This window comes from Gammaproteobacteria bacterium, assembly GCA_013151035.1.
Lineage (GTDB): Bacteria > Pseudomonadota > Gammaproteobacteria > JAADJB01 > JAADJB01 > JAADJB01.
On the sequence record JAADJB010000002.1, the window covers coordinates 1 to 19,821 of the forward strand.

The 19,821-nt window shown below is 49.0% G+C and carries 21 protein-coding genes and 3 tRNA genes; 4 read left to right on the forward strand and 20 right to left on the reverse strand.

Annotated features, from left to right (window positions below; all coding sequences use genetic code 11):
* Positions 1-206: 206 nt before the first annotated feature.
* The 8 genes from GXP22_00265 to GXP22_00300 form a co-directional block, all read right to left on the reverse strand.
* A tRNA-His gene (locus GXP22_00265) sits at positions 207-282 on the reverse strand.
* Positions 283-315: 33 nt separating this feature from the next.
* Positions 316-392, reverse strand: a tRNA-Arg gene (locus GXP22_00270).
* A 12-nt stretch (positions 393-404) separates the two neighbouring features.
* Positions 405-481 (reverse strand) — tRNA-Pro (locus tag GXP22_00275).
* A gap of 93 nt (positions 482-574) precedes the next feature.
* Entirely contained in the window at positions 575-1,159 is a 585-nt protein-coding gene (locus GXP22_00280; GenBank protein NOX07926.1) for a methyltransferase domain-containing protein, read from the reverse strand.
* 182 nt (positions 1,160-1,341) lie between these two features.
* Positions 1,342-2,208 carry a class I SAM-dependent methyltransferase gene (locus GXP22_00285; protein ID NOX07927.1) on the reverse strand — a complete coding sequence of 289 codons (867 nt, stop codon included), beginning with the start codon at positions 2,206-2,208 and terminating at the stop codon, positions 1,342-1,344.
* Positions 2,205-2,480 (reverse strand): hypothetical protein, encoded by a 276-nt coding sequence (locus GXP22_00290; GenBank protein ID NOX07928.1) that lies wholly within the window; start codon positions 2,478-2,480, stop codon positions 2,205-2,207. Before GXP22_00290 ends, GXP22_00285 begins: the two co-directional genes overlap by 4 nt.
* 3 nt (positions 2,481-2,483) lie before the next feature.
* The gene (locus GXP22_00295) at positions 2,484-2,690 is read right to left on the reverse strand and encodes an RND transporter (GenBank protein NOX07929.1); all 207 of its coding nucleotides are present in this window, start codon (positions 2,688-2,690) and stop codon (positions 2,484-2,486) included.
* Between the two features lie 8 nt (positions 2,691-2,698).
* Positions 2,699-4,093 (reverse strand): cysteine--tRNA ligase, encoded by a 1,395-nt coding sequence (locus GXP22_00300; GenBank protein ID NOX07930.1) that lies wholly within the window; start codon positions 4,091-4,093, stop codon positions 2,699-2,701.
* Between the two features lie 241 nt (positions 4,094-4,334).
* On the opposite strand from GXP22_00300, the gene GXP22_00305 reads away from it, so the two are divergent.
* Together GXP22_00305 and GXP22_00310 are read left to right on the forward strand one after the other, a co-directional pair.
* Positions 4,335-4,835 (forward strand): peptidyl-prolyl cis-trans isomerase, encoded by a 501-nt coding sequence (locus GXP22_00305; GenBank protein NOX07931.1) that lies wholly within the window; start codon positions 4,335-4,337, stop codon positions 4,833-4,835.
* Positions 4,836-4,880: 45 nt separating this feature from the next.
* Positions 4,881-5,597: a UDP-2,3-diacylglucosamine diphosphatase gene (locus GXP22_00310; protein ID NOX07932.1), complete on the forward strand. Its 717-nt coding sequence runs from the start codon at positions 4,881-4,883 to the stop codon at positions 5,595-5,597.
* Positions 5,598-5,652: 55 nt separating this feature from the next.
* Here the strand turns inward: GXP22_00310 and GXP22_00315 are convergent, their stop codons facing one another.
* The 11 genes from GXP22_00315 to GXP22_00365 form a co-directional block, all read right to left on the reverse strand.
* A complete protein-coding gene (locus GXP22_00315) occupies positions 5,653-6,834 on the reverse strand; it encodes an O-succinylhomoserine sulfhydrylase (GenBank protein ID NOX07933.1) in 1,182 nt (393 codons plus the stop codon).
* 141 nt (positions 6,835-6,975) lie between these two features.
* A complete protein-coding gene (purF, locus tag GXP22_00320; protein ID NOX07934.1) occupies positions 6,976-8,487 on the reverse strand; it encodes an amidophosphoribosyltransferase in 1,512 nt (503 codons plus the stop codon).
* 19 nt (positions 8,488-8,506) lie between these two features.
* Positions 8,507-8,995, reverse strand: coding sequence for a CvpA family protein (locus GXP22_00325; protein ID NOX07935.1), 489 nt, complete (start codon positions 8,993-8,995; stop codon positions 8,507-8,509).
* 203 nt (positions 8,996-9,198) lie between these two features.
* Complete coding sequence (locus GXP22_00330; GenBank protein ID NOX07936.1) at positions 9,199-9,768, reverse strand: hypothetical protein; 570 nt, start codon at positions 9,766-9,768, stop codon at positions 9,199-9,201.
* Positions 9,761-11,044, reverse strand: coding sequence for a bifunctional tetrahydrofolate synthase/dihydrofolate synthase (gene folC, locus GXP22_00335; GenBank protein NOX07937.1), 1,284 nt, complete (start codon positions 11,042-11,044; stop codon positions 9,761-9,763). Before folC ends, GXP22_00330 begins: the two co-directional genes overlap by 8 nt.
* Before the next feature lie 13 nt (positions 11,045-11,057).
* Entirely contained in the window at positions 11,058-11,237 is a 180-nt protein-coding gene (locus GXP22_00340) for a hypothetical protein (GenBank protein NOX07938.1), read from the reverse strand.
* Between the two features lie 59 nt (positions 11,238-11,296).
* Positions 11,297-12,160 (reverse strand): acetyl-CoA carboxylase carboxyltransferase subunit beta, encoded by an 864-nt coding sequence (locus tag GXP22_00345; GenBank protein NOX07939.1) that lies wholly within the window; start codon positions 12,158-12,160, stop codon positions 11,297-11,299.
* Between the two features lie 198 nt (positions 12,161-12,358).
* Positions 12,359-13,168 carry a tryptophan synthase subunit alpha gene (locus tag GXP22_00350; protein NOX07940.1) on the reverse strand — a complete coding sequence of 270 codons (810 nt, stop codon included), beginning with the start codon at positions 13,166-13,168 and terminating at the stop codon, positions 12,359-12,361.
* The gene (gene trpB, locus GXP22_00355) at positions 13,165-14,388 is read right to left on the reverse strand and encodes a tryptophan synthase subunit beta (protein ID NOX07941.1); all 1,224 of its coding nucleotides are present in this window, start codon (positions 14,386-14,388) and stop codon (positions 13,165-13,167) included. The genes GXP22_00350 and trpB overlap by 4 nt, the downstream gene beginning before the upstream one ends.
* Positions 14,369-15,007 (reverse strand): phosphoribosylanthranilate isomerase, encoded by a 639-nt coding sequence (locus tag GXP22_00360; GenBank protein ID NOX07942.1) that lies wholly within the window; start codon positions 15,005-15,007, stop codon positions 14,369-14,371. The genes trpB and GXP22_00360 overlap by 20 nt, the downstream gene beginning before the upstream one ends.
* Before the next feature lie 58 nt (positions 15,008-15,065).
* Entirely contained in the window at positions 15,066-16,763 is a 1,698-nt protein-coding gene (locus tag GXP22_00365; protein ID NOX07943.1) for an EAL domain-containing protein, read from the reverse strand.
* Between the two features lie 185 nt (positions 16,764-16,948).
* Between GXP22_00365 and tdh the strand changes: the two genes are divergently transcribed.
* Positions 16,949-17,983 carry an L-threonine 3-dehydrogenase gene (gene tdh, locus GXP22_00370; GenBank protein NOX07944.1) on the forward strand — a complete coding sequence of 345 codons (1,035 nt, stop codon included), beginning with the start codon at positions 16,949-16,951 and terminating at the stop codon, positions 17,981-17,983.
* A 196-nt stretch (positions 17,984-18,179) separates the two neighbouring features.
* Positions 18,180-19,373 (forward strand): glycine C-acetyltransferase, encoded by a 1,194-nt coding sequence (gene kbl, locus GXP22_00375; protein ID NOX07945.1) that lies wholly within the window; start codon positions 18,180-18,182, stop codon positions 19,371-19,373.
* 85 nt (positions 19,374-19,458) lie between these two features.
* On the opposite strand, the gene GXP22_00380 is transcribed toward kbl, so the two are convergent.
* On the reverse strand, positions 19,459-19,656 hold the full coding sequence (locus tag GXP22_00380) for a hypothetical protein (GenBank protein ID NOX07946.1): 198 nt from the start codon (positions 19,654-19,656) through the stop codon (positions 19,459-19,461).
* Between the last annotated feature and the right edge of the window lie 165 nt (positions 19,657-19,821).

Here is a 19,821-nt window from a genome sequence, read left to right on the forward strand (position 1 = left end):
CCATAAAATCAAGTCTCTTTTAAGTGCCGATATTACGGCTTACTTTGAAATGATAGGCCGCCAGAATCGTCTTGCAGGCTGGCAATTTCATTAGTGCATTGATGCTATCCGGATTCTTTGTTGTAAATCGCTATTTCTATCAATTAGGCGCGTAAGGGCAATAAAAACAAAAAAGGCCTGATAAAAATCAGACCTTTTCGAAGATATGGGGTGGATGAGGGGACTTGAACCCCCGACGACCGGAATCACAATCCGGGGCTCTACCAACTGAGCTACACCCACCATTGAAACCTTTTGTATGAAATCCACCGGATATGGCGCGCCCGGCAGGATTCGAACCTGCTACCCTCGGCTTAGAAGGCCGATGCTCTATCCAAATGAGCTACGGGCGCAGAAACTGAATTTGGTCGGGGTAGAGAGATTCGAACTCCCGACATCCTGCTCCCAAAGCAGGCGCGCTACCAGACTGCGCTATACCCCGATTTTGAAACGTTTTAATACTCGTTTCTGAGGGCGCAAATGATACCGCCCATTGCCGATAAGGTCAATGAAAAAATGGCTTAATAAAGGCCTGTTATTTCCTTGCCAATAACTGCACGACAGCACCCATACCGGTATGGTGCGTACCCTCCACCACTTCACGCTGTAACTCCCTAACATGCAGGATATCCAGCACCTCAAAATCCTGCTCTAACTGTGACTGTTGCATCGTCAATTCAGCCACAGGTGGCCCACCCGTCCCCATACCCAACTGTTCCGGGGTATAGGCCTCCAACACCAATACCCCACCGGGTTGCAGACCAGCCACAATGGCTTGATGCAGGGAGTTACGGATATCAGGATGCACATGGCAAAAGATGGAGATAATGCCCGCCCATTCCCCTTCTACAATCGCATACTCAGCAAGATCGGCATGGATATACTCAACCTCGACATCATTGTCTGCTGCCAGCCTGCTCGCCTTTCCCACCCCGACAATAGATGAATCAACAGCGGTCACCTGATAGCCTGCACGCGCCAGTGCTACCGAGTTCCTGCCTTCACCATCTGCCAGACAAAGCACCCGGCCTTGCGGAATCTGTTCCATACATTCAAGCAAAAAATCATTAGGCTCGGTGCCGTAGATATATTCATCTGTGCTATATTTTTCATCCCACATCATTGCTATCCCATTAACTCAAGAGACAGGGATGGCGCTTCTCTATCAGAGACCCTTGCCCGCATGGACGCGGGCGTGGAGCCACCATGGATGGTTTCACGGCGTGTCTCTGGTAGAGAAGCGTGATTCATGTCTCGAACTTACCGGTAATTGGTGCGCAGTGCGCATCCTACGATTCAAAATCAACCACAAGAGGTCACGTAAATATCATAACGCGTCTTCTTGCTCTCCACACTAACAGAAGGTTTTTTATCCCCCAGGTAGCCCGCACGCATGGGTCGCTTAACCACTACCCGACGTTGTGCCTTATCCAGGGCAACCATCAATAACTGATCGGCATCAGGATCGCCTGACAATAACTGCTGCAAGGCACGCATCTCCTTTTTAACCAATACACGCCCTTTACCTTCGGGGTACATGGGATCGAGGTAGATAACATCGGGATTAGTGTTTTGTGGTTGGGGATTCCCGCCTTCGCGGGAATGACAATTTTTGCCGGGGTGACTGTCTTTGCCGGGGTGGCTGTCTTCATCGGAATGGCATGCATCTTCCAGTTCTGCTAATAGCTGGATTGAATCTCCCTGTTGTAGATGTAGACGTTGCGCTATCCATGTCTCTGCGGCTTCATCCATCACTGCACGTCTGAGACCATCTTCCAGCAAGGCGACCAATACCGAATAACGCTCACTCATGCGCACGTCGCAACCCAGACTTGCCAACACAAAGGCATCTCTGCCGAGACCGGCGGTGGCATCCCAGATGGTCGGGGTGAATCCGGATTTAATCCCCATTGCACGCGCTAACGGTTGACCTCGACCACCACCAAAACGTAAGCGATGACCTAATGTACCACTAACAAAATCAATAGCTACCGGCCCCGGTGCCTTATCACCTGCCTGATACAAGGCAAGACCCTCAGCACTATAATATAGATAAAACCCGTTATCAGGAGAGTCTTGCAACAAGGGAAAGGAAAAACGGTGGGCTAATGTTTCGGCATACTGCAACAGATCATCTGCTTCAATCAACAGACCAACAACTGCGCTCATGCAAGCCGAATCCTGACCACGTTCATAATCTCAAATTTCATTCCGGCTACCCGCTCTGTTGCCGGGTAATAGGTCAGATTAACCCGTGCACCTTGCAAATTCTTGTACGCCTTTTTACGTTTGTATTTGAACGGTGCATCACAATCTTCGATCATCACGGTATTCAATATCCAGCCATCACTATTGCGCTGCACATGCGATATCACCTTTTGCATCTCTGAATGCACTAGGTTCTTGTGTCGTTCCAGTAGTTCTTCAGCATCAGTGGTCATGATTTAGTCTGCCCCCTGTCTGGCAAACTTGAATAGCAATAAGGCAAGCGGTGTGCCGTGCATAAAGAGATCAAAGATATCGACCGGACGACCCAGTTCACCAGAAAACAACATCTTCAACTTTTGCCATAGATGTGGCTCCGGGTTAAACGGAGCCAGACCCAGCACAATAGCAAGCGGAATCAGGATGGTATAAGGGATGTGATCCAACCAGCCCTTCATCCTCGGCGCCAAATGGTGCCATCGACACTATCTTCCAACAGGATCTTATTCTCATCCAGCAGATCACGCACTCGATCCGCCTCCGCCCAGTCCTTGTCAATGCGCGCCTGTTTACGCTGTGCAATCAAGCGATCAATCTCATCGGCACTCAAACCCTCTTGTTCATTACCGGCAGATTGCAGAAAGGCTTGCGGGTCTTGTTGCAGAATACCCAACAGACTTCCCAGATACCGCAACATGCCCGCTGCTTGCACCGCAAGTGCTGGATCAGTATCACGCAGGCGATTCACCTCACGCGCCAGATTAAACAGGATGGCTAAGACCTCGGCGGTATTAAAATCATCATCCATCACCTGTTCAAAACGCTGATAGCTGGTATCGGTCTTATCCGGGATAAATGCCGCATCAAGCTCAATCCCGCGCAGAGCGGTATATAAGGTATCCAGTGCTGCACGCGCATTATCCAGATGCTGATCAGAGTAATTCAACGGGCTACGATAATGACTGGAAAGGATAAAATAACGCACCACCTCGGCAGCGTATTTTTTCAACACCTCACGAATAGTAAAGAAGTTACCCAGTGACTTGGACATCTTCTCGTTATCAACCCGTACAAAACCATTGTGCATCCACAAATTAACGAACTTCTCACCATGTGCTGCCTCACTCTGAGCAATCTCATTTTCATGGTGTGGAAACTGTAGATCCTGCCCGCCACCATGGATATCAAAGTGATTTCCCAGACAACAGGCCGACATCGCGGAACACTCGATATGCCAACCCGGTCGACCATTACCCCAAGGGGATTCCCAGCTCGGTTCATCTGGCTTGGCGACCTTCCACAAGACAAAATCCAGCGGATCATCTTTAACATCATTCACTGCCACACGCGCACCCGCCTGCAGGTCATCGGTATTCTTGCCTGATAACTGGCCATAGCTCTCAAAACGGCTGACATCATAATAGACATCACCATTACTCGCCTGATAGGCATAACCCTTATCAATCAGAGTCTGAATCATGCTGATAATATCATCCATCGAATGTGTGGCACGAGGTTCCTCATCTGGCGGCAACACCGCCAGTGCCGCTGCATCCTCATGCATAGCCTGGATAAAACGTTCGGTCAGCTCGGCAATATCCTCACCATTTTCAAGGGCACGTTGAATAATCTTGTCATCCACATCGGTGACATTACGCACATAAGTCACCTCATAGCCAAGCGCACGCAGATAACGCACCACCACATCAAACACCACCAGCACACGCGCATGACCAATATGACAATAGTCATAGACTGTCATCCCACAGACATACATACGCACCTTACCCTCATCAATCGGGATAAATACCTCTTTAGTACGCGTCATACTATTAAAAATTTGTAACATAAGCCTAATACTTCATCTACTAACCCAATAATAACGCCTATTCTACCACGAACAGGCGTAGCCTCTATTCCCATAAATGATTATAATGTTCAACCAGTATCAATAGCGTTCAATTTTTTTGTATTAAATACTGAGGATAAACTTCATTATGACCATCATTCGTACGCTTTTATTAAGCCTTTTTCTTTTGACCTGCACAGCGGCACAGGCTGCCACTGACAACAACACAGAGACTCGCACTATGACGACAGTAATACTCAAAACCAATCACGGCGATATCACCCTTGAACTGAACGCTGAAAAGGCACCGGGTACCGTTGCCAATTTCCTGGAATATGCCAAGGCCGGTTTTTATGATGGCACTATCTTTCACCGTGTTATCCCCGGTTTCATGATCCAGGGTGGCGGTTTTGAACCGGGTATGAGTCAAAAAGACACCAATGCTGAGATCAAGAATGAGGCCGATAATGGCCTGAGTAATCTGAAGGGTACCGTTGCTATGGCGCGCACCCCTGATCCGGATTCAGCCTCCTCACAGTTCTTCATCAATGCTAAGGACAATCACTTCCTGGATTTCTCTGCACCCACTGCTCAGGGCTGGGGTTATTGCGTCTTTGGCAAGGTAAGTGCTGGTGCGGATGTGGTTGAGGCGATTGAAAAAGTTGCGACCACAACACGTATGGGACATGGTGACGTACCGGTTGATGATGTCATCATCGAATCAGTCACCATTGTTGAATAAGATCGTCGTATAAGCAGACAAGGATGTCTCATTGCACCCCTACTCATGGCGCAAGACTACTTCATTGCTGATCTACACCTCGACCCGTCCCGGGGCGAAATCACCACGCTGTTTATCGACTGGCTAGGCACTCTGCCGGATTCATGCCAGCGTCTGTTTATCCTCGGTGACCTGTTTGAGGTATGGATCGGTGATGATGCCATCGAGAGCTGGCAGCAACCTGTTATTGATGCTATCCATCAACTATCCAAGACCGGAATCGATATTTTTTTCCTGGCGGGTAATCGTGACTTTCTGATCGCTAAAGACTTTATAAAACAAACAGGGATGCAGTTACTACACGGCCCAATGGTGATGGATATTCAGGGTACAACCACCCTGTTACTGCATGGCGATGAACTCTGTACCGATGACCATGAATATCAGGCCTTTCGTAGCCAGGTACGTAGCCCGGACTGGCAACAGGGTTTTCTTGCTAAAAGTATCGCAGAGCGTCGCGCCATTGCGCAGGAATTGCGAGACGGGAGTGTTCAGGCCAATCAAGGCAAGTCGAATGCCATTATGGATGTCAATGCTGAGGCTGTTAGCCTGATGATGCAGACCCATAATGTACGACACATGATTCATGGCCATACTCACCGCCCTGCCATTCATGAATTGGATAGCGGGCAACGTATGGTCGTGGGTGACTGGTATCAGCAAGGGAGTGTGTTGATTTGTGGTGAAGGTGGATGTCGGCTACAAGTGATACCTGGTGCGTAATACGCACCCTACCGTGTTGCTTTGGTAGGGTGCGCACTGCGCACCATCAAATAATCTAAACCATACCGCGAGCCAGATCCTGCTGGATATCATTGATATCCTCCAAACCCACCGCAATACGAATCAATCCATCACCAATCCCTGACTCGGCACGTTGCTCCGGTGTCAATCGACCATGTGTAGTCGTTGCCGGATGGGTAATCGTGGTCTTGGTATCACCCAGGTTCGCGGTAATGGACAAGATTTGGGTAGCATCAACAAGCCTCCAGGCCGCCTCTTTACCTCCCACCACATCAAAGGCCACAATACCGCCGGCCTGACTCTGCTGGCGTTTTGCCAACTCATACTGTGGATGCGAGGCCAGCCCCGGATAGTACACACGTTCTATTGCAGGCTGTTGCTCCAACCACTGCGCCAACGCCAATGCATTATCACTATGCGCCTTCATGCGTAGTGCCAGGGTCTCCAGACCATTGAGAAACACCCAGGCATTGAATGGACTCATACTCGGCCCGGCAGTACGCAAAAAGGCAAACACATCCGTACCCACCAGTTCCGCATTACCCACCACGGCACCGCCCATACAACGCCCCTGCCCATCCAGATACTTGGTCGCCGAATGAATAACCACATCCGCCCCCATCTCCAGCGGACGCTGTAATGCCGGGGTACAAAAACAGTTATCCACGACCAACAAACAATCATGGGCATGAGCCAATTCAGCCAGCGCAGTAATATCCGCCAACTCAGTCAGAGGGTTAGAAGGTGACTCCACAAACAACAAACGGGTCTCCGGGCGAATCGCCTGTTCCCAGGCTGCCAGATCATCAATCGGCACATAACTGGTTTTCACCCCGAAGCGATCCATAAAGGTTGAGAACAACACCGTGGTGCTACCAAAGATACTTTGTGAGGACACAATATGCTGACCTGCCTGCATCAGTCCCATACAAGTTGCTAAAATAGCCGCCATACCCGAACCGGTAGCCACACAGGACTCACCCCCCTCCAGACTCGCCAGACGTTGTTCAAAGGTACGCACAGTAGGATTAGTAAAACGGGAATAGATATTGCCCGGCTGATCACCGGAGAAACGCGCCGCCGCCTCAGCCGCACTACCAAAGACATAGCTTGAGGTCAGAAAAATAGGGTCCGAGTGTTCCCCTTCCGCACTACGCACCTGACCAGAGCGCACCGCCCGGGTAGAAAATTCAAATTCATCGAAGTCCTGTGCCATAGATTTCCTCACTTTGGGGTAAAACCCGACCTACTTCTGGTGCGTGGTACGTACGCGCCCTACCAATATTTCTGGTGCGTGGTACGCGCCCTACCAATACCCACCGGTAGGGTGCGCATTGCGCACCAATACATTTTCACATCAAGCATTGTTATACATCTCAATCCCTTCATCAACCTCTTCGCGCCGATCACTCTTCGCCCCTTCACTACGCTGATCTTCAAGCTGCTGTAAATAGGCCTCGGTAATATCACCTGTCACATAACGCCCGGTAAACACCGCGTCATCAAACTCGGTGAGCTCATTATTACCATGCCGCACGGTATCAATCAAATCGTCCAGATCCTGATAGATCAACCAGTCCGCACCAATCACCTCACACACCTCTTCCGTCTCACGACCAGAAGCAATTAACTCATCAGTGGTTGGCATATCAATACCATAGACATTGGGATAACGTACCGCCGGTGCGGCTGAGGCAAAATAAACCTTGTTGGCACCGGCATCACGCGCCATCTGAATAATCTGCTGTGAGGTGGTACCACGCACAATCGAGTCATCTACCAACAATACATTTTTACCCTTGAATTCGAGTTCGATTGCATTCAATTTCTGGCGCACCGATTTCTTACGTTCCTGCTGCCCCGGCATAATAAAGGTACGACCAATGTAACGATTCTTAATAAAACCCTCGCGATATTTGATATTCAGCGTATTCGCCAACTGTAGTGCCGAGGTACGACTGGTATCAGGGATCGGAATTACCACATCAATATCATGCTCGGGACGGATACGCTGGATCTTCTCTGCCAGACGTTCACCCATGCGCAAACGCGCCTTATAAACCGAGACCTTATCAATAATTGAATCAGGGCGCGCTAGATAAACATACTCAAAGATACAAGGGGCATAACGCGCCTTGTCAGAACATTGTTGGGTATGCAACTGACCATCCATAGTGACATAAACTGCCTCACCCGGAGCCACATCACGCAATATTTCAAAACCCAGCGCATCCAGTGCCACACTCTCCGATGCCAACATATATTCAACACCGTTATCAGTATTGCGACGACCAATAATCAACGGACGTATACCCAGAGGATCACGGAAACCCACCAGGCCATAACCGGTGATCATGGAGACGGCGGCATAACCACCCTGACAACGCTTGTGCAGACGTTCTATCGCCGCAAACACATCACTTTCATCAATCTTTACCTTGCCCTGCTGCTGTAATTCATGAGCAAAGACATTGAGTAGGATCTCGGAATCCGAATCAGTATTGATATGGCGTAGATCTTCAACAAAAAGATCATGTTTTAATTCATCCACATTGGTCAGATTGCCATTATGAGCAAGACTGATACCATAGGGCGAGTTGACATAAAAAGGCTGTGCCTCAGCCGAACTTTCACAGCCAGCAGTAGGATAGCGCACATGACCGATACCCATATTACCACGCAGATTGATCATGTGTCGGGTATGAAAAACATCCTTCACCAGGCCATTCGCCTTACGCAGATAGAGACGATTATTATCCACAGTCATAATGCCCGCCGCATCCTGCCCCCGGTGTTGCAACACCGTTAAACCATCATAGAGCGCCTGATTCACTACATCATGGGCAACAATACCAATAATCCCGCACATTAGACTTCGCCTTAATTAACTAATATTCAATATAACTTGCGATATCATCCGGAAAATAATCCCGCACAATAATGGCCAGTCGTTCAAAATAGGGCATCAACTGTGAGTCCTGCCACCACGGATCCATTGGAGCCGCCGTTAGCCCTGCCAACAACACTATAACACCCACAATAATAACGCCACGGATCACACCAAAAACCGAACCTAAAACCCGATCCATACCACTTAAACCGGTCTTTTGAATCAACTGTGATGCCAGATGATTCACCAGGCTACCCAATAACAGAACCAGGATAAACAGGATAGTAAAGGCCGCCGCCATACGCGCCGAGGGCAGTTCAATCCAGTCACTCAGAAAAACCGAAAACGCCTCTGAAAAATTTAATGCCACCCAGACAGCAATAATCCAGGACACCAAGGAAAGCGCCTCTTTAATAAAACCGCGCCAGATACTCAATAATGTCGACAACACCAGGATGCCAATAATGGCATAATCTGCCCAATTCATACTCAGCTCCTTAACCCCTTAGCCATTTTACCGCCCCGTTAACTCAAGAGACAGGGGTTACTCTTCTCTAACAGAGACCGTCAGCCGCAGGAATGCGGCTGTCGAGCCACCATGGATGGTTTCACGGCGCGTCTCTGTTAGAGAAGAGTAACCCCTGTCTCGAACTAACAGGCTAACCAATATTATAACAGTTTCCCATTACCCTATGTACGCGAATGTTTCTTAACAATACCCTTCAATTTCGTCTCCTTCATAAGCCTTTTGAGCAGCTTCTCAGCACTCTCACGTTTCAACTCAGGGCCAATACGCACACGGTAAACCACCCCGCCATCCATCTTAATCCGTTGCACAAAGGCATCATATCTCTTCTTTCGCAACCTATCCCTGAGCGTATAAGCATTCTCCTTTTTCTTGAAACTAGCCAGTTGTACCACCCAGGCATCCAGTTTAGCGATCTTTTTCTTTAGCACCGGCGCTTTCTTTATTTCAACAACTGCCTTTTTTACTTCAACAGCCACCTTCTTCACCATAGCGGGTGCCTTCTTTATCACATCAACCGCAACCTCTCGCATCTCTTTATCAGCTTGTATGGGCGGGGGTAATTTCAATACATGCAGATGACTACGCACCTTAAGCTTCGGCTGTTGCGGGATAGCAGGCAAGGTATCACCATTAACAGGATCAGAACGATCAATCAGCGATGGCACAAAAATGATCGCCAAACCGATTAATACAGCGGCACCCACCAAACGCTGCTTCAAAGGTTCATTCATTAGTATCTCTCTCCTGCTGTAAAAAAACCAAGGCCTCAGCCACGCTATAAAATGAACCACACACCAGGATAGTATCTCCAGCCCCAGCCTGTTTCCTCGCCGCAACAAGAGCCGTGGAAATATCATCGTGACACGCTATTGTTAACGTATCCAGTGATTCAACAACACGCCCCGCCAATGCCTCCGCACTCAACCCACGGTTCACATCCAGACCGCCCAGATACCATTGTGTGGACAATGTAGAGAGGAGACTAGTGACGGTCTCAACATCCTTGTCGGCAAGCATCCCCAAAACCAGTAAATAACGCCCGCCTGCCGACTTCTCAGGCAGTGCCTTAACCAATGCGCGTGCAGCATGTGGATTATGAGCTACATCCAGAATACAATCCACTTCCCCGTCGATATGCTGCATTCTTCCCGCCAGTTGCACATGAGTCAAACCCAACTCCAATGCTTGTTGACTCACCGGAAAATCAGCCTCAATCAATTGCAATACCTGCATCACCGCCGCCGCATTCTGCAATTGAAACGTCCCATGCAAGGCCGGCATAGGCAACGATGTGATTGACTTGTCCGCAGCGTGCCACGACCACCGCCCCGCCTCCACCCGATAACTAAAATCAACACCTGCCTGATACCCGATAGCAGCAATATCACGCACCTGTCGCATCAATGCCAACGGTGGCTGCGGCTGCGCACAGATAGCTGGTCTTTGTGTGCGAAAGATCCCCGCCTTCTCATACGCAATGCTCTCCACATCATCCCCCAACCAGTCCTGATGATCGAGATCCACATTCGTCACCAGGGCAATATCTGCATCCATAATATTGACCGCATCCAGACGACCACCTAATCCTACCTCCAACAGAAATATATCGACCTTCTGATCAAAAAAATATTGCAATGCTGCCAGGGTAGAGAATTCAAAATAGGAGAGACTAATATCAGCACGCGCACGATCAATACGCGCAAAGACATGACACAGATCAGAATCACTAATCAATTGCTGATCAACACAGATCCGTTCATTGTATTGTAGTAAATGAGGCGAGGTATATTTACCCACCCGATAACCCGCCGCACACAAGATTGATTCCAGCATCGCCAGCGTCGAACCTTTGCCATTAGTGCCCGCCACACTAATCACCAATGCATCCGGGTGCAACAGATTTAAGCTAGCCGCAACCGCCGCCACCCGCTCCAGCCCCAGATCAATCGCTTGAGGATGCAGGGTCTCCTGCCAGGCTAACCATTCAGTCAGTGTAGAAAAACGCACTCTAAATACCGTTTCACTGTTGTCCCGTTAACTCAAGAGACAGGGATTGCACTTCTCGAACAGAGACCGTTGCCCGCAGGGATGTGGGCATCGAGCCTACACGCCTACATGGATGTAGGTAGGTAGAGCAATGCAGGAGCAATTGCCGAGAGATGTATTCACGGCGTGTCTCTGTTAGAGAAGTGTAATTCATGTCTCGAACTTACCAAGCAATTTTTCAGAAAAGTTGGTGCGCAGTGCGCACCCTACCTGTTATTCAGCCACCACCGCATGCGTCAACATAGCAATCACACCCGCCACCCGATCACGCATCTCACGCCGATCGACAATCAGATCAATCGCACCATGTTCCAGCAAGAATTCACTACGCTGAAAGCCCTCTGGCAATATCTCTCTCACCGTCTGCTCAATTACGCGAGGACCAGCAAAACCAATCAACGCATTCGGCTCAGCAATCAATAGATCACCCAGGGTCGCCAGACTCGCCGATACCCCACCCATCGTCGGGTCAGTCAATACCGAAATAAAGGGTATCCCCTCCTTCGATAATTTTGCCAATGCCGCACTGGTCTTAGCCATCTGCATCAACGAGAATAACGCTTCCTGCATCCGCGCCCCGCCACTGGCCGAGAAACAGATCAAGGCATGGTTGTGCTTGATACAGTAATCCACCGCACGCACAAAACGTTCACCAACGACCGCACCCATAGAGCCGCCCATAAAACCAAATTCAAACGCCGCAGCGACTACAGGAAGCCCCTTTAACTCACCCTTCATCACGATCAGGGCATCACGTTCCCCGGTCTTCTTTTGTCCCTGTACAATGCGATCCTTATATTTCTTACTATCCTTGAATTTAAGAATATCAACCGGCTCAAGAATTGCAGCCAGTTCCTCACGCCCATCCTTATCCAGAAAGTGATCCAGACGACGACGCGCCGGGATACGCATGTGATGATCACACTTTGGACACACATCCAGGTTACGTTCCAGCTCAGTGCGATATAACACCGCATCACAAGCCGTACATTTGCTCCACAACCCTTCAGGAACCTTACGCTTTTCACCCGCATCAGTACGAATACGTGACGGTAATAATTTTTGAAACCAACTCATTATTCTTTACCTATAAATCTACATGCTTTCAAGTATACCACTCAATAATACAACCATTCGGCTAACTACAAGAGGTAGGAGGTGTTCATCTTGAACAGAGACCGTTGCCCGCATGGACGCGGGCATCGAGCCTACAGGGATGTATTTACGGCGTGTCTCTGTTCAAGATGAACAGCCCCTGCCTCGAACCCAAAAAACTCAAGACACTTCATCCATAGCACACCGCATCCCCGTCAAAACCTTAACTAACGCACCCGCAATCTGCTCCTGATCATCCTGCAACTCAGCAATCTTATTCACCAACACACTACCCACCACCACCGCATCGGATACCTTCGCCACCGCAGCCGCCGCAGCCGCATCACGAATACCAAATCCCACACCCACTGGAATATCAGTCACCGCCTTAATCTTGCTCACACCCTCACTCACCGAATCAACATCCAACTGTTTTGCACCGGTAACACCTTTGAGCGAGACATAATAGATAAAACCCGATGCCAGCTTCGCCACCTTGGCAATCCGTTCGTCACGACTGGTGGGTGCCAGTAGAAAGATCATATCAATACCATCATTACGCAAATGTTCAACCAGATCATGAGCCTCTTCAGGAGGAAGATCAACGGTTAATACCCCGTCAACACCCGCTGCCCGCGCCTGCTCGGAAAAGATCTTGTACCCCATCACCTCAATCGGATTCAGATACCCCATCAGGATCACCGGGGTATCGGCATCCTTAACCCGAAACGCCTCCACCATCGCCAGCACGTCACGCAATGAGGTATGGTGCAACAAAGCGCGTTCACAGGCCGCCTGAATCACCGGGCCGTCCGCCATCGGATCAGAAAAAGGCACACCCAGTTCAATCAGATCAGCACCCGACTCAACCATCGCGTGCATTAAAGAGACGGTAATGCCCGGCACCGGATCACCCGCCGTAATATAAGGGATCAGCGCCTTACGCCCCTGCGTCTTTAATGCCTCAAAACGCTGTGCAATACGACTCATACCTCAATCCCCTCAATCGCAGCAACGGTGTGAATATCCTTATCCCCACGTCCGGATAAATTAATAATAATGCTCTGTTCCACTGCCATGCCTGCCGCCAACTCCATGCCATAGGCAATGGCATGACTGGATTCCAGGGCAGGAATAATACCCTCAACACGGGTTAATTCATGGAAGGCTGCCAATGCTTGCTGATCGGTAACAGCCACATACTGTGCGCGTCCACTGTCCTTCAGCCAGGCATGTTCAGGGCCGACACCCGGATAATCAAGACCTGCCGAGATCGAATGGGTCTCAATGATCTGACCATCATCATCCTCCATCAGATAGGTACGATTACCGTGTAAAACACCCGGACGACCGGCACATAACGGGGCGGCATGACGACCCGTATCAATGCCATCACCACCCCCTTCAACACCATAAAGAGCGACTGATTCATCATTGAGGAAGGGGTGAAACAAACCAATGGCATTAGAACCACCACCGACACAAGCCACCAATGCATCCGGCAAGCAACCGGCCTGATCTTGTATTTGTTGCCTCGCCTCACGTCCAATCACTGCCTGAAAATCTCGCACCATAGCGGGATACGGATGAGGGCCTGCCACCGTACCAATAATGTAAAAGGTATTATCGACATTGGTCACCCAGTCACGCAACGCCTCATTCAAGGCATCTTTGAGAGTCTTGGAACCCGACTCTACCGCGACAACCTCGGCACCTAATAAACGCATACGATAGACATTAGCCGCCTGACGACGGATATCCTCAGACCCCATATACACCACACATTCCATACCCAAACGGGCGGCAACCGTGGCACTGGCGACACCATGCTGACCGGCACCGGTCTCAGCAATAATACGGGTCTTACCCATGTAACGTGCCAGCAGAGCCTGTCCCATGGTGTTATTAATCTTGTGCGCACCGGTATGATTCAGATCTTCACGTTTGAGATAGATCTGTGCACCACCGACCTTGCGCGTGAGATACTCGGCATGATACAGCGGTGATGGACGACCCACATAATGCGCCAGATCCTTGTCCAGTTCGGCCTGAAATTCGGCATCCTGACTCAGCTTTGCATACACCGAGGTCAACGCCTCGATGGGTTCCATCAGTGTCTCGGCAACAAAAAGCCCACCATAGGGGCCAAAATGACCATGCTCATCCGGCAAATCTGTGAATTTATTTGCCTTACTTGATGTTTCTTGCATCCGCGTTCACTACCTCTTGAAAAAATTCGGCTAATCGGGCATGATCTTTCACCCCCTTGCTTGCCTCTACTCCACTACTCACATCCACCCCATAAGGCTTGAGTTGAGTAATCGCTGTACCTACATTATTAGCATCCAGCCCACCAGCAAGAATCAAGGACTGCGCTGCTGATTGAGGAAATCGTCCCCAATCAAACGTTTCACCACTGCCACCCGGTAAAGAGACATGATGGGTATCCAGCAAAAACCCCCGCGCATCCGTATAAGCAGCCATATAAGCATTAACATCCAGTCCCGGACTCATCGACACCGCCTTGATATAAGGGCGATTATAACACGCACAATCTGCCGCTGACTCATTTCCATGAAACTGCAGGAGATCCAGCGGAACAGTGGCTAAAATCTGATCAATACTATCCCTGCCTGCATCGACAAACAGACCGACTATGGTCACAAAAGGGGGTAATACACGACAGATTGCAACAGCCTGTTCGGCTGATACAAAACGCGGACTGGGTGGATAAAACACCAGACCAATAGCATCCGCACCAAGGCGCACTGCCTCCAGCGCATCCTCAGCATTAGTGATTCCACAAATTTTGATACGAGTACGTGACATGCAACTCATCCCGATTATTCCTGATAATGTGGGATTGTAACAAATTTTTTGAGTGCTTTTATTTTTTCAACCACTCATGCAGCTGATCCAGGGTCAGTGGATAACTGAGATGATAACCCTGAGCATAATCACAGCCCATGCGCAATAATTCATCTTGCGTCTTTTCATCTTCAATACCTTCAGCCACCACATGCAGCCCAAGATTGTGGGCAAGATTAATACTGGCTTCAACAATAGCGGCATCATCCTCATCCACCAGCATATCGGTAATAAAAGATCGGTCTATCTTCAATTCAGTTACCGGCAGTTGCTTAAGCTTGGATAACGACGAGTGCCCGGTACCAAAGTCATCAATGGATAAACGCACCCCTAACTCAAACAGTGCCTGCACCGTATTTTGTTGCATCTGCTCAGACATCGCGACACCCTCGGTAATCTCAAACTTGAGTAAAGAGGGAGAGATATCATACTGCTTTATCAGGGCACTAATGGTCTCAGTCAAGGTCTTGTCGAGCAGACAATGGGGTGAAATATTGATCGAGATCGAACCAATCTCACCACTATTTAACAGTGGTGCACATTGTGTAATCGCCTGCTCAATTACAATATGAGTGAGTGGAATAATCTGACCACTCATCTCAGCCAAGGGAATAAACTGATCCGGCGGGATCATCCCCTTTTCAGGGTGATTCCAGCGAGCCAGCACTTCAAGATAAGGGGCATGTTGTTCCTTCAGTGGAACAATGGGTTGCAGATTAATAGTAATCTGTTCACTTTCTATCGCGATACGTAGATCATTAACCAGCTCCAGACGTTCCACACCACTCTGAGTAAAGAGTGGGTCATAGACGACAACCGACTTAGTCGCATGCAATTTAGCATGGTGCAACGCTGATTCAGCCGCCTGTAATAGCTTGCGGCAGTTATCCAGATGCTCGGGGTAGGATGCAACACCCATATTAATATCCAGCGTCAATTCAAAACGGGATAACTGTATGGGACGCGCCAGGCGCAACTTGATGATTTCAACAATCTGTTTTGTCTGTTCAGCACTGGCACCCGTTGCCAGCATCACAAATTGATCACTGGCAAGCCGCCCAACAACAATGTCTGGATTATCAGCAAAGGCAGCAGACAGACGTTCAGCGACATGTTTAAGGATACTATCAGCAACCTCGTAACCCAATGCCTCATTGATATCCTTAAAGCGGGATATATCCATAATCAGAATAGACACAGGCAAATGACTAGTCGCATGTTGGTCCAGTGTATTCTGTAGAAAAGAACGATTCGGTAAATCAGTCAGCGTATCGTGGCTGGCCTGATAATAGATTTGAGCCAGTTGTTCCCGTCTCTCGGTCACATCACGGGCAACCGCAATAATCATCTCACCCGCATCAAGATCAACCAGCGTCATATTGATCTCAAGCCAGCGTTCCTGTGTGGTAGCTGGGCTAATCATGCATTCAAAGCGTTGATTGTGCCCCAATAGCACCTTGTCAGTCGCTTGCTTGAATATAGCAACACTATCCGTATGACCTAATAAATCGGTAATGGGACGACGTTGGTTATGACGTACCAACTCCACCTCGGTCAAACCGATCCACTCTTCCATCAGTTTATTACAAACCAGAAACTTTAATTCATTACAGAGTACAAAAATGGCATCATTGGCACTATCGAAGTAGGCACGCAGCAAATCCGCATAGAATCCCGCCTCAAGATTGAGGTTATTATTAACATCTTTACTATTCAACGGATATTTGACCTTGTGTGGGATTCTCTATGCTACCGAGATAACGGCATATCCCTTAATTTATTTAATTATAACATCCCACCGGTAGGATGCGCACCGCGCACTAGGTAGGGTGCGCACTGCGCACCATAAAATCTTCATGTATAATCCATCAAAATCCAATAAAATGGCCCACTATGAAGACAATGAAAGCTCTGGTAAAAAAACACGCCAAAGAAGGCCTATGGCTGGAAGATGTTCCTCTACCAGAGGTCGGCAATAACGATGTCCTGATCAAAATACAAAAAACGGCAATCTGTGGCACCGATATCCACATCTACAACTGGGACGAATGGGCACAAAAGACGATTCCAGTACCGATGACCGTTGGCCATGAGTTTGCCGGTGCCATTGTCGAGATGGGAGCCAATGTCAGCGATGTGAGTATCGGCGATGTGGTCTCGGGTGAGGGTCATATCGTTTGTGAACGTTGCCGTAATTGCCTGGCCGGTCGACGTCATCTATGCCCGAATACCATTGGTGTCGGAGTCAACCGTACCGGCTGTTTTGCTGAATATCTGTCAATACCCGCGAAGAATGTATTCAAGCCCGGCAAACCCATTTCAACCGACCTGCTATCTGTATTCGACCCCTACGGCAACGCCATCCATACCGCATTATCATTCAATATGGTGGGTGAAGATGTGCTAATTACCGGTGCCGGGCCGATTGGCATCATGGCCGCAATGGTCGCTTCTCACTGTGGTGCGCGTAATATTGTTATTACTGATCTCAATGAATACCGCTTGAAATTGGCAAAGAGCATTGTACCCAAGGCCATTCCGCTGAATGTGAATGATGGCGCCATTAGCCGCGAGTTCATGCGTGATCTCGGCATCCTCGAAGGTTTTGATGTCGGACTGGAGATGTCCGGCTCACCCCATGCGTTCAAGGATATGTTGAGTCGAATGATTAACGGTGGCAGTATCGCCATGTTAGCCATCATGCCCAACGGTACCGGCATCGATTGGGATCAAGTCGTGTTCAAGGGGCTGCATATTAAAGGTATCTATGGACGTGAGATATTTGAGACCTGGTACAAGGGTTCCATGATGGTACAAAGTGGTATCCCGTTGGAAAAAATCATCACCCACCGTTTTCACTATACCGACTTTCAAAAAGGGTTTGATGTCATGCGTTCAGGGCAATCCGGTAAGGTTATTTTAAGCTGGGAGAATTAGGACAAGCTATCATTTTTGTCCTGTTAAGGTCGAGACAGGGATCACACTCCTCTAACAGAGACACGCCGTGAATACATCCATGTAGGCTCCACGCCCGCGTCCATGCGGGCAAGGGTCTCTGGTAGAGAAGCGCAATCCCTGTCTCTTGAGTTAACGGGACAAGGCAAATAAACGAACAAGCAGTGAAGGTAACCCTATGAGTTTCAATAGTGCAAAAATCAGTTTGACAGAAGATCTGAATGCCATCAAAGAGGCTGGTTTATGGAAAAATGAACGCGTTATTGCCTCTGAGCAAAAAAATACGATCACCCTTGCCGATGGCCATGAGGTCATCAATATGTGCGCCAACAATTACCTCGGCCTGGCCAATAACCCGACTTTAATCAAGGCGGCGAAAGACAGCTATGATCAATGGGGTTTCGGGCTATCTTCGGTGCGTTTTATCTGCGGCACACAGACCATTCACAAGACACTGGAGGCAAAGGTTAGTGAATTCCTGAAGACCGAGAGCACGATCCTCTATGCCGCCTGTTTTGATGCCAATACCGGACTGTTTGAAACCCTACTGGGAAAACAGGATGCCATCATATCCGATGAGTTGAATCATGCCTCCATTATTGATGGAGTGCGTCTATGCAAAGCCGCTCGCTATCGCTACAAAAATAATGACATGCAAGACCTTGAAGCAAAACTCGCCGAGGCAAAAAAGGCCGGGGCACGACGCATCCTGATTACCACCGATGGGGTTTTCTCGATGGATGGCACCATTGCCCAACTGGACAAGATCTGTGATCTAGCCGATCAATATGATGCCATGGTACATCATGATGATTGTCACGCAGTGGGATTCATGGGCAAAACCGGACGTGGTATACACGAATATTGTGGTGTAATGGATCGCGTCGATATTATCACCGGCACCTTTGGCAAGGCCTTAGGCGGTGCCTCGGGGGGTTATACCTCTGGACGCAAAGAGATTATCGACATGTTACGCCAGCGTTCTCGCCCTTACCTGTTTTCCAATACCGTAGCCCCCGCTATCTGTGCCGCCTCCATCGCCGCACTGGATATGCTGTCAGCATCGACAGAATTACGCGACCGACTGGAAGAAAACACTCATTATTTTCGTAAAGGCATGCAAGCCGCAGGCTTTGAGGTCGATGCCGGTGATCATCCGATTGTGCCGGTTATGTTAGGTGATGCGGTATTGGCACAAAAGATGTCACAACGTCTGCTAGAACATGGCATCTACGCCATTGGTTTCTTCTACCCTGTTGTACCCCAGGGCAAGGCCAGAATCCGCACCCAGATATCAGCAGCACACACCCAACAGGATCTGGACAAGGCGATTACTGCCTTTGCCGCGACCTATAAGGAACTCACAGCGTAAACCCTGTAGGTTGGGTTAGCGATTTATCGCGTAACCCAACAAAACCCAGACCTGAAGTCTGCTCCCCCCAGTTCCCGTGCTTTAATCAAGCCGCTGCAGCCCAACCATTAGCCGTCTCCTCCAATCTCATACCATCCACATAAATATCCCTGTTAGACTGCCCCAGCCTTCCAATTAAATCTCGAATCGAAGAATGACCTGTCACATATTTATGATAAATCATGCGCAACAGACGCTCGGCAGGACGAGTAATCTTTACTCGATGATTTTCCCATCCCCGCAACGTTGAATAACAGTAAGGAAGCAGCGCTCTTACCACTATGAATCAGGTATACTGTCCCCATTAGGTAGATATAACGTAAGCGCTCAACCAACAACGCTCTTGCTCAACGAAGGCTTATCTGATCCTGCGTAACACTACCCGGCAACAAAGCCTCAATATCTTCTA

Coding starts and splice junctions, on each gene's coding strand:
- GXP22_00340 (NOX07938.1), bottom strand. CDS start 11,237: ATGAATTACACTTCTCTAACAGAGACACGCCGTGAATACATCTCTCGG.
- GXP22_00305 (NOX07931.1), top strand. CDS start 4,335: ATGACGACAGTAATACTCAAAACCAATCACGGCGATATCACCCTTGAA.
- GXP22_00280 (NOX07926.1), bottom strand. CDS start 1,159: ATGTGGGATGAAAAATATAGCACAGATGAATATATCTACGGCACCGAG.
- GXP22_00315 (NOX07933.1), bottom strand. CDS start 6,834: ATGGCACAGGACTTCGATGAATTTGAATTTTCTACCCGGGCGGTGCGC.
- GXP22_00360 (NOX07942.1), bottom strand. CDS start 15,007: ATGTCACGTACTCGTATCAAAATTTGTGGAATCACTAATGCTGAGGAT.
- GXP22_00330 (NOX07936.1), bottom strand. CDS start 9,768: ATGAATGAACCTTTGAAGCAGCGTTTGGTGGGTGCCGCTGTATTAATC.
- tdh (NOX07944.1), top strand. CDS start 16,949: ATGAAAGCTCTGGTAAAAAAACACGCCAAAGAAGGCCTATGGCTGGAA.
- purF (NOX07934.1), bottom strand. CDS start 8,487: ATGTGCGGGATTATTGGTATTGTTGCCCATGATGTAGTGAATCAGGCG.
- GXP22_00350 (NOX07940.1), bottom strand. CDS start 13,168: ATGAGTCGTATTGCACAGCGTTTTGAGGCATTAAAGACGCAGGGGCGT.
- GXP22_00310 (NOX07932.1), top strand. CDS start 4,881: ATGGCGCAAGACTACTTCATTGCTGATCTACACCTCGACCCGTCCCGG.
- GXP22_00290 (NOX07928.1), bottom strand. CDS start 2,480: ATGACCACTGATGCTGAAGAACTACTGGAACGACACAAGAACCTAGTG.
- GXP22_00345 (NOX07939.1), bottom strand. CDS start 12,160: ATGAGTTGGTTTCAAAAATTATTACCGTCACGTATTCGTACTGATGCG.
- trpB (NOX07941.1), bottom strand. CDS start 14,388: ATGCAAGAAACATCAAGTAAGGCAAATAAATTCACAGATTTGCCGGAT.
- GXP22_00285 (NOX07927.1), bottom strand. CDS start 2,208: ATGAGCGCAGTTGTTGGTCTGTTGATTGAAGCAGATGATCTGTTGCAG.
- GXP22_00325 (NOX07935.1), bottom strand. CDS start 8,995: ATGAATTGGGCAGATTATGCCATTATTGGCATCCTGGTGTTGTCGACA.
- GXP22_00300 (NOX07930.1), bottom strand. CDS start 4,093: ATGTTACAAATTTTTAATAGTATGACGCGTACTAAAGAGGTATTTATC.
- kbl (NOX07945.1), top strand. CDS start 18,180: ATGAGTTTCAATAGTGCAAAAATCAGTTTGACAGAAGATCTGAATGCC.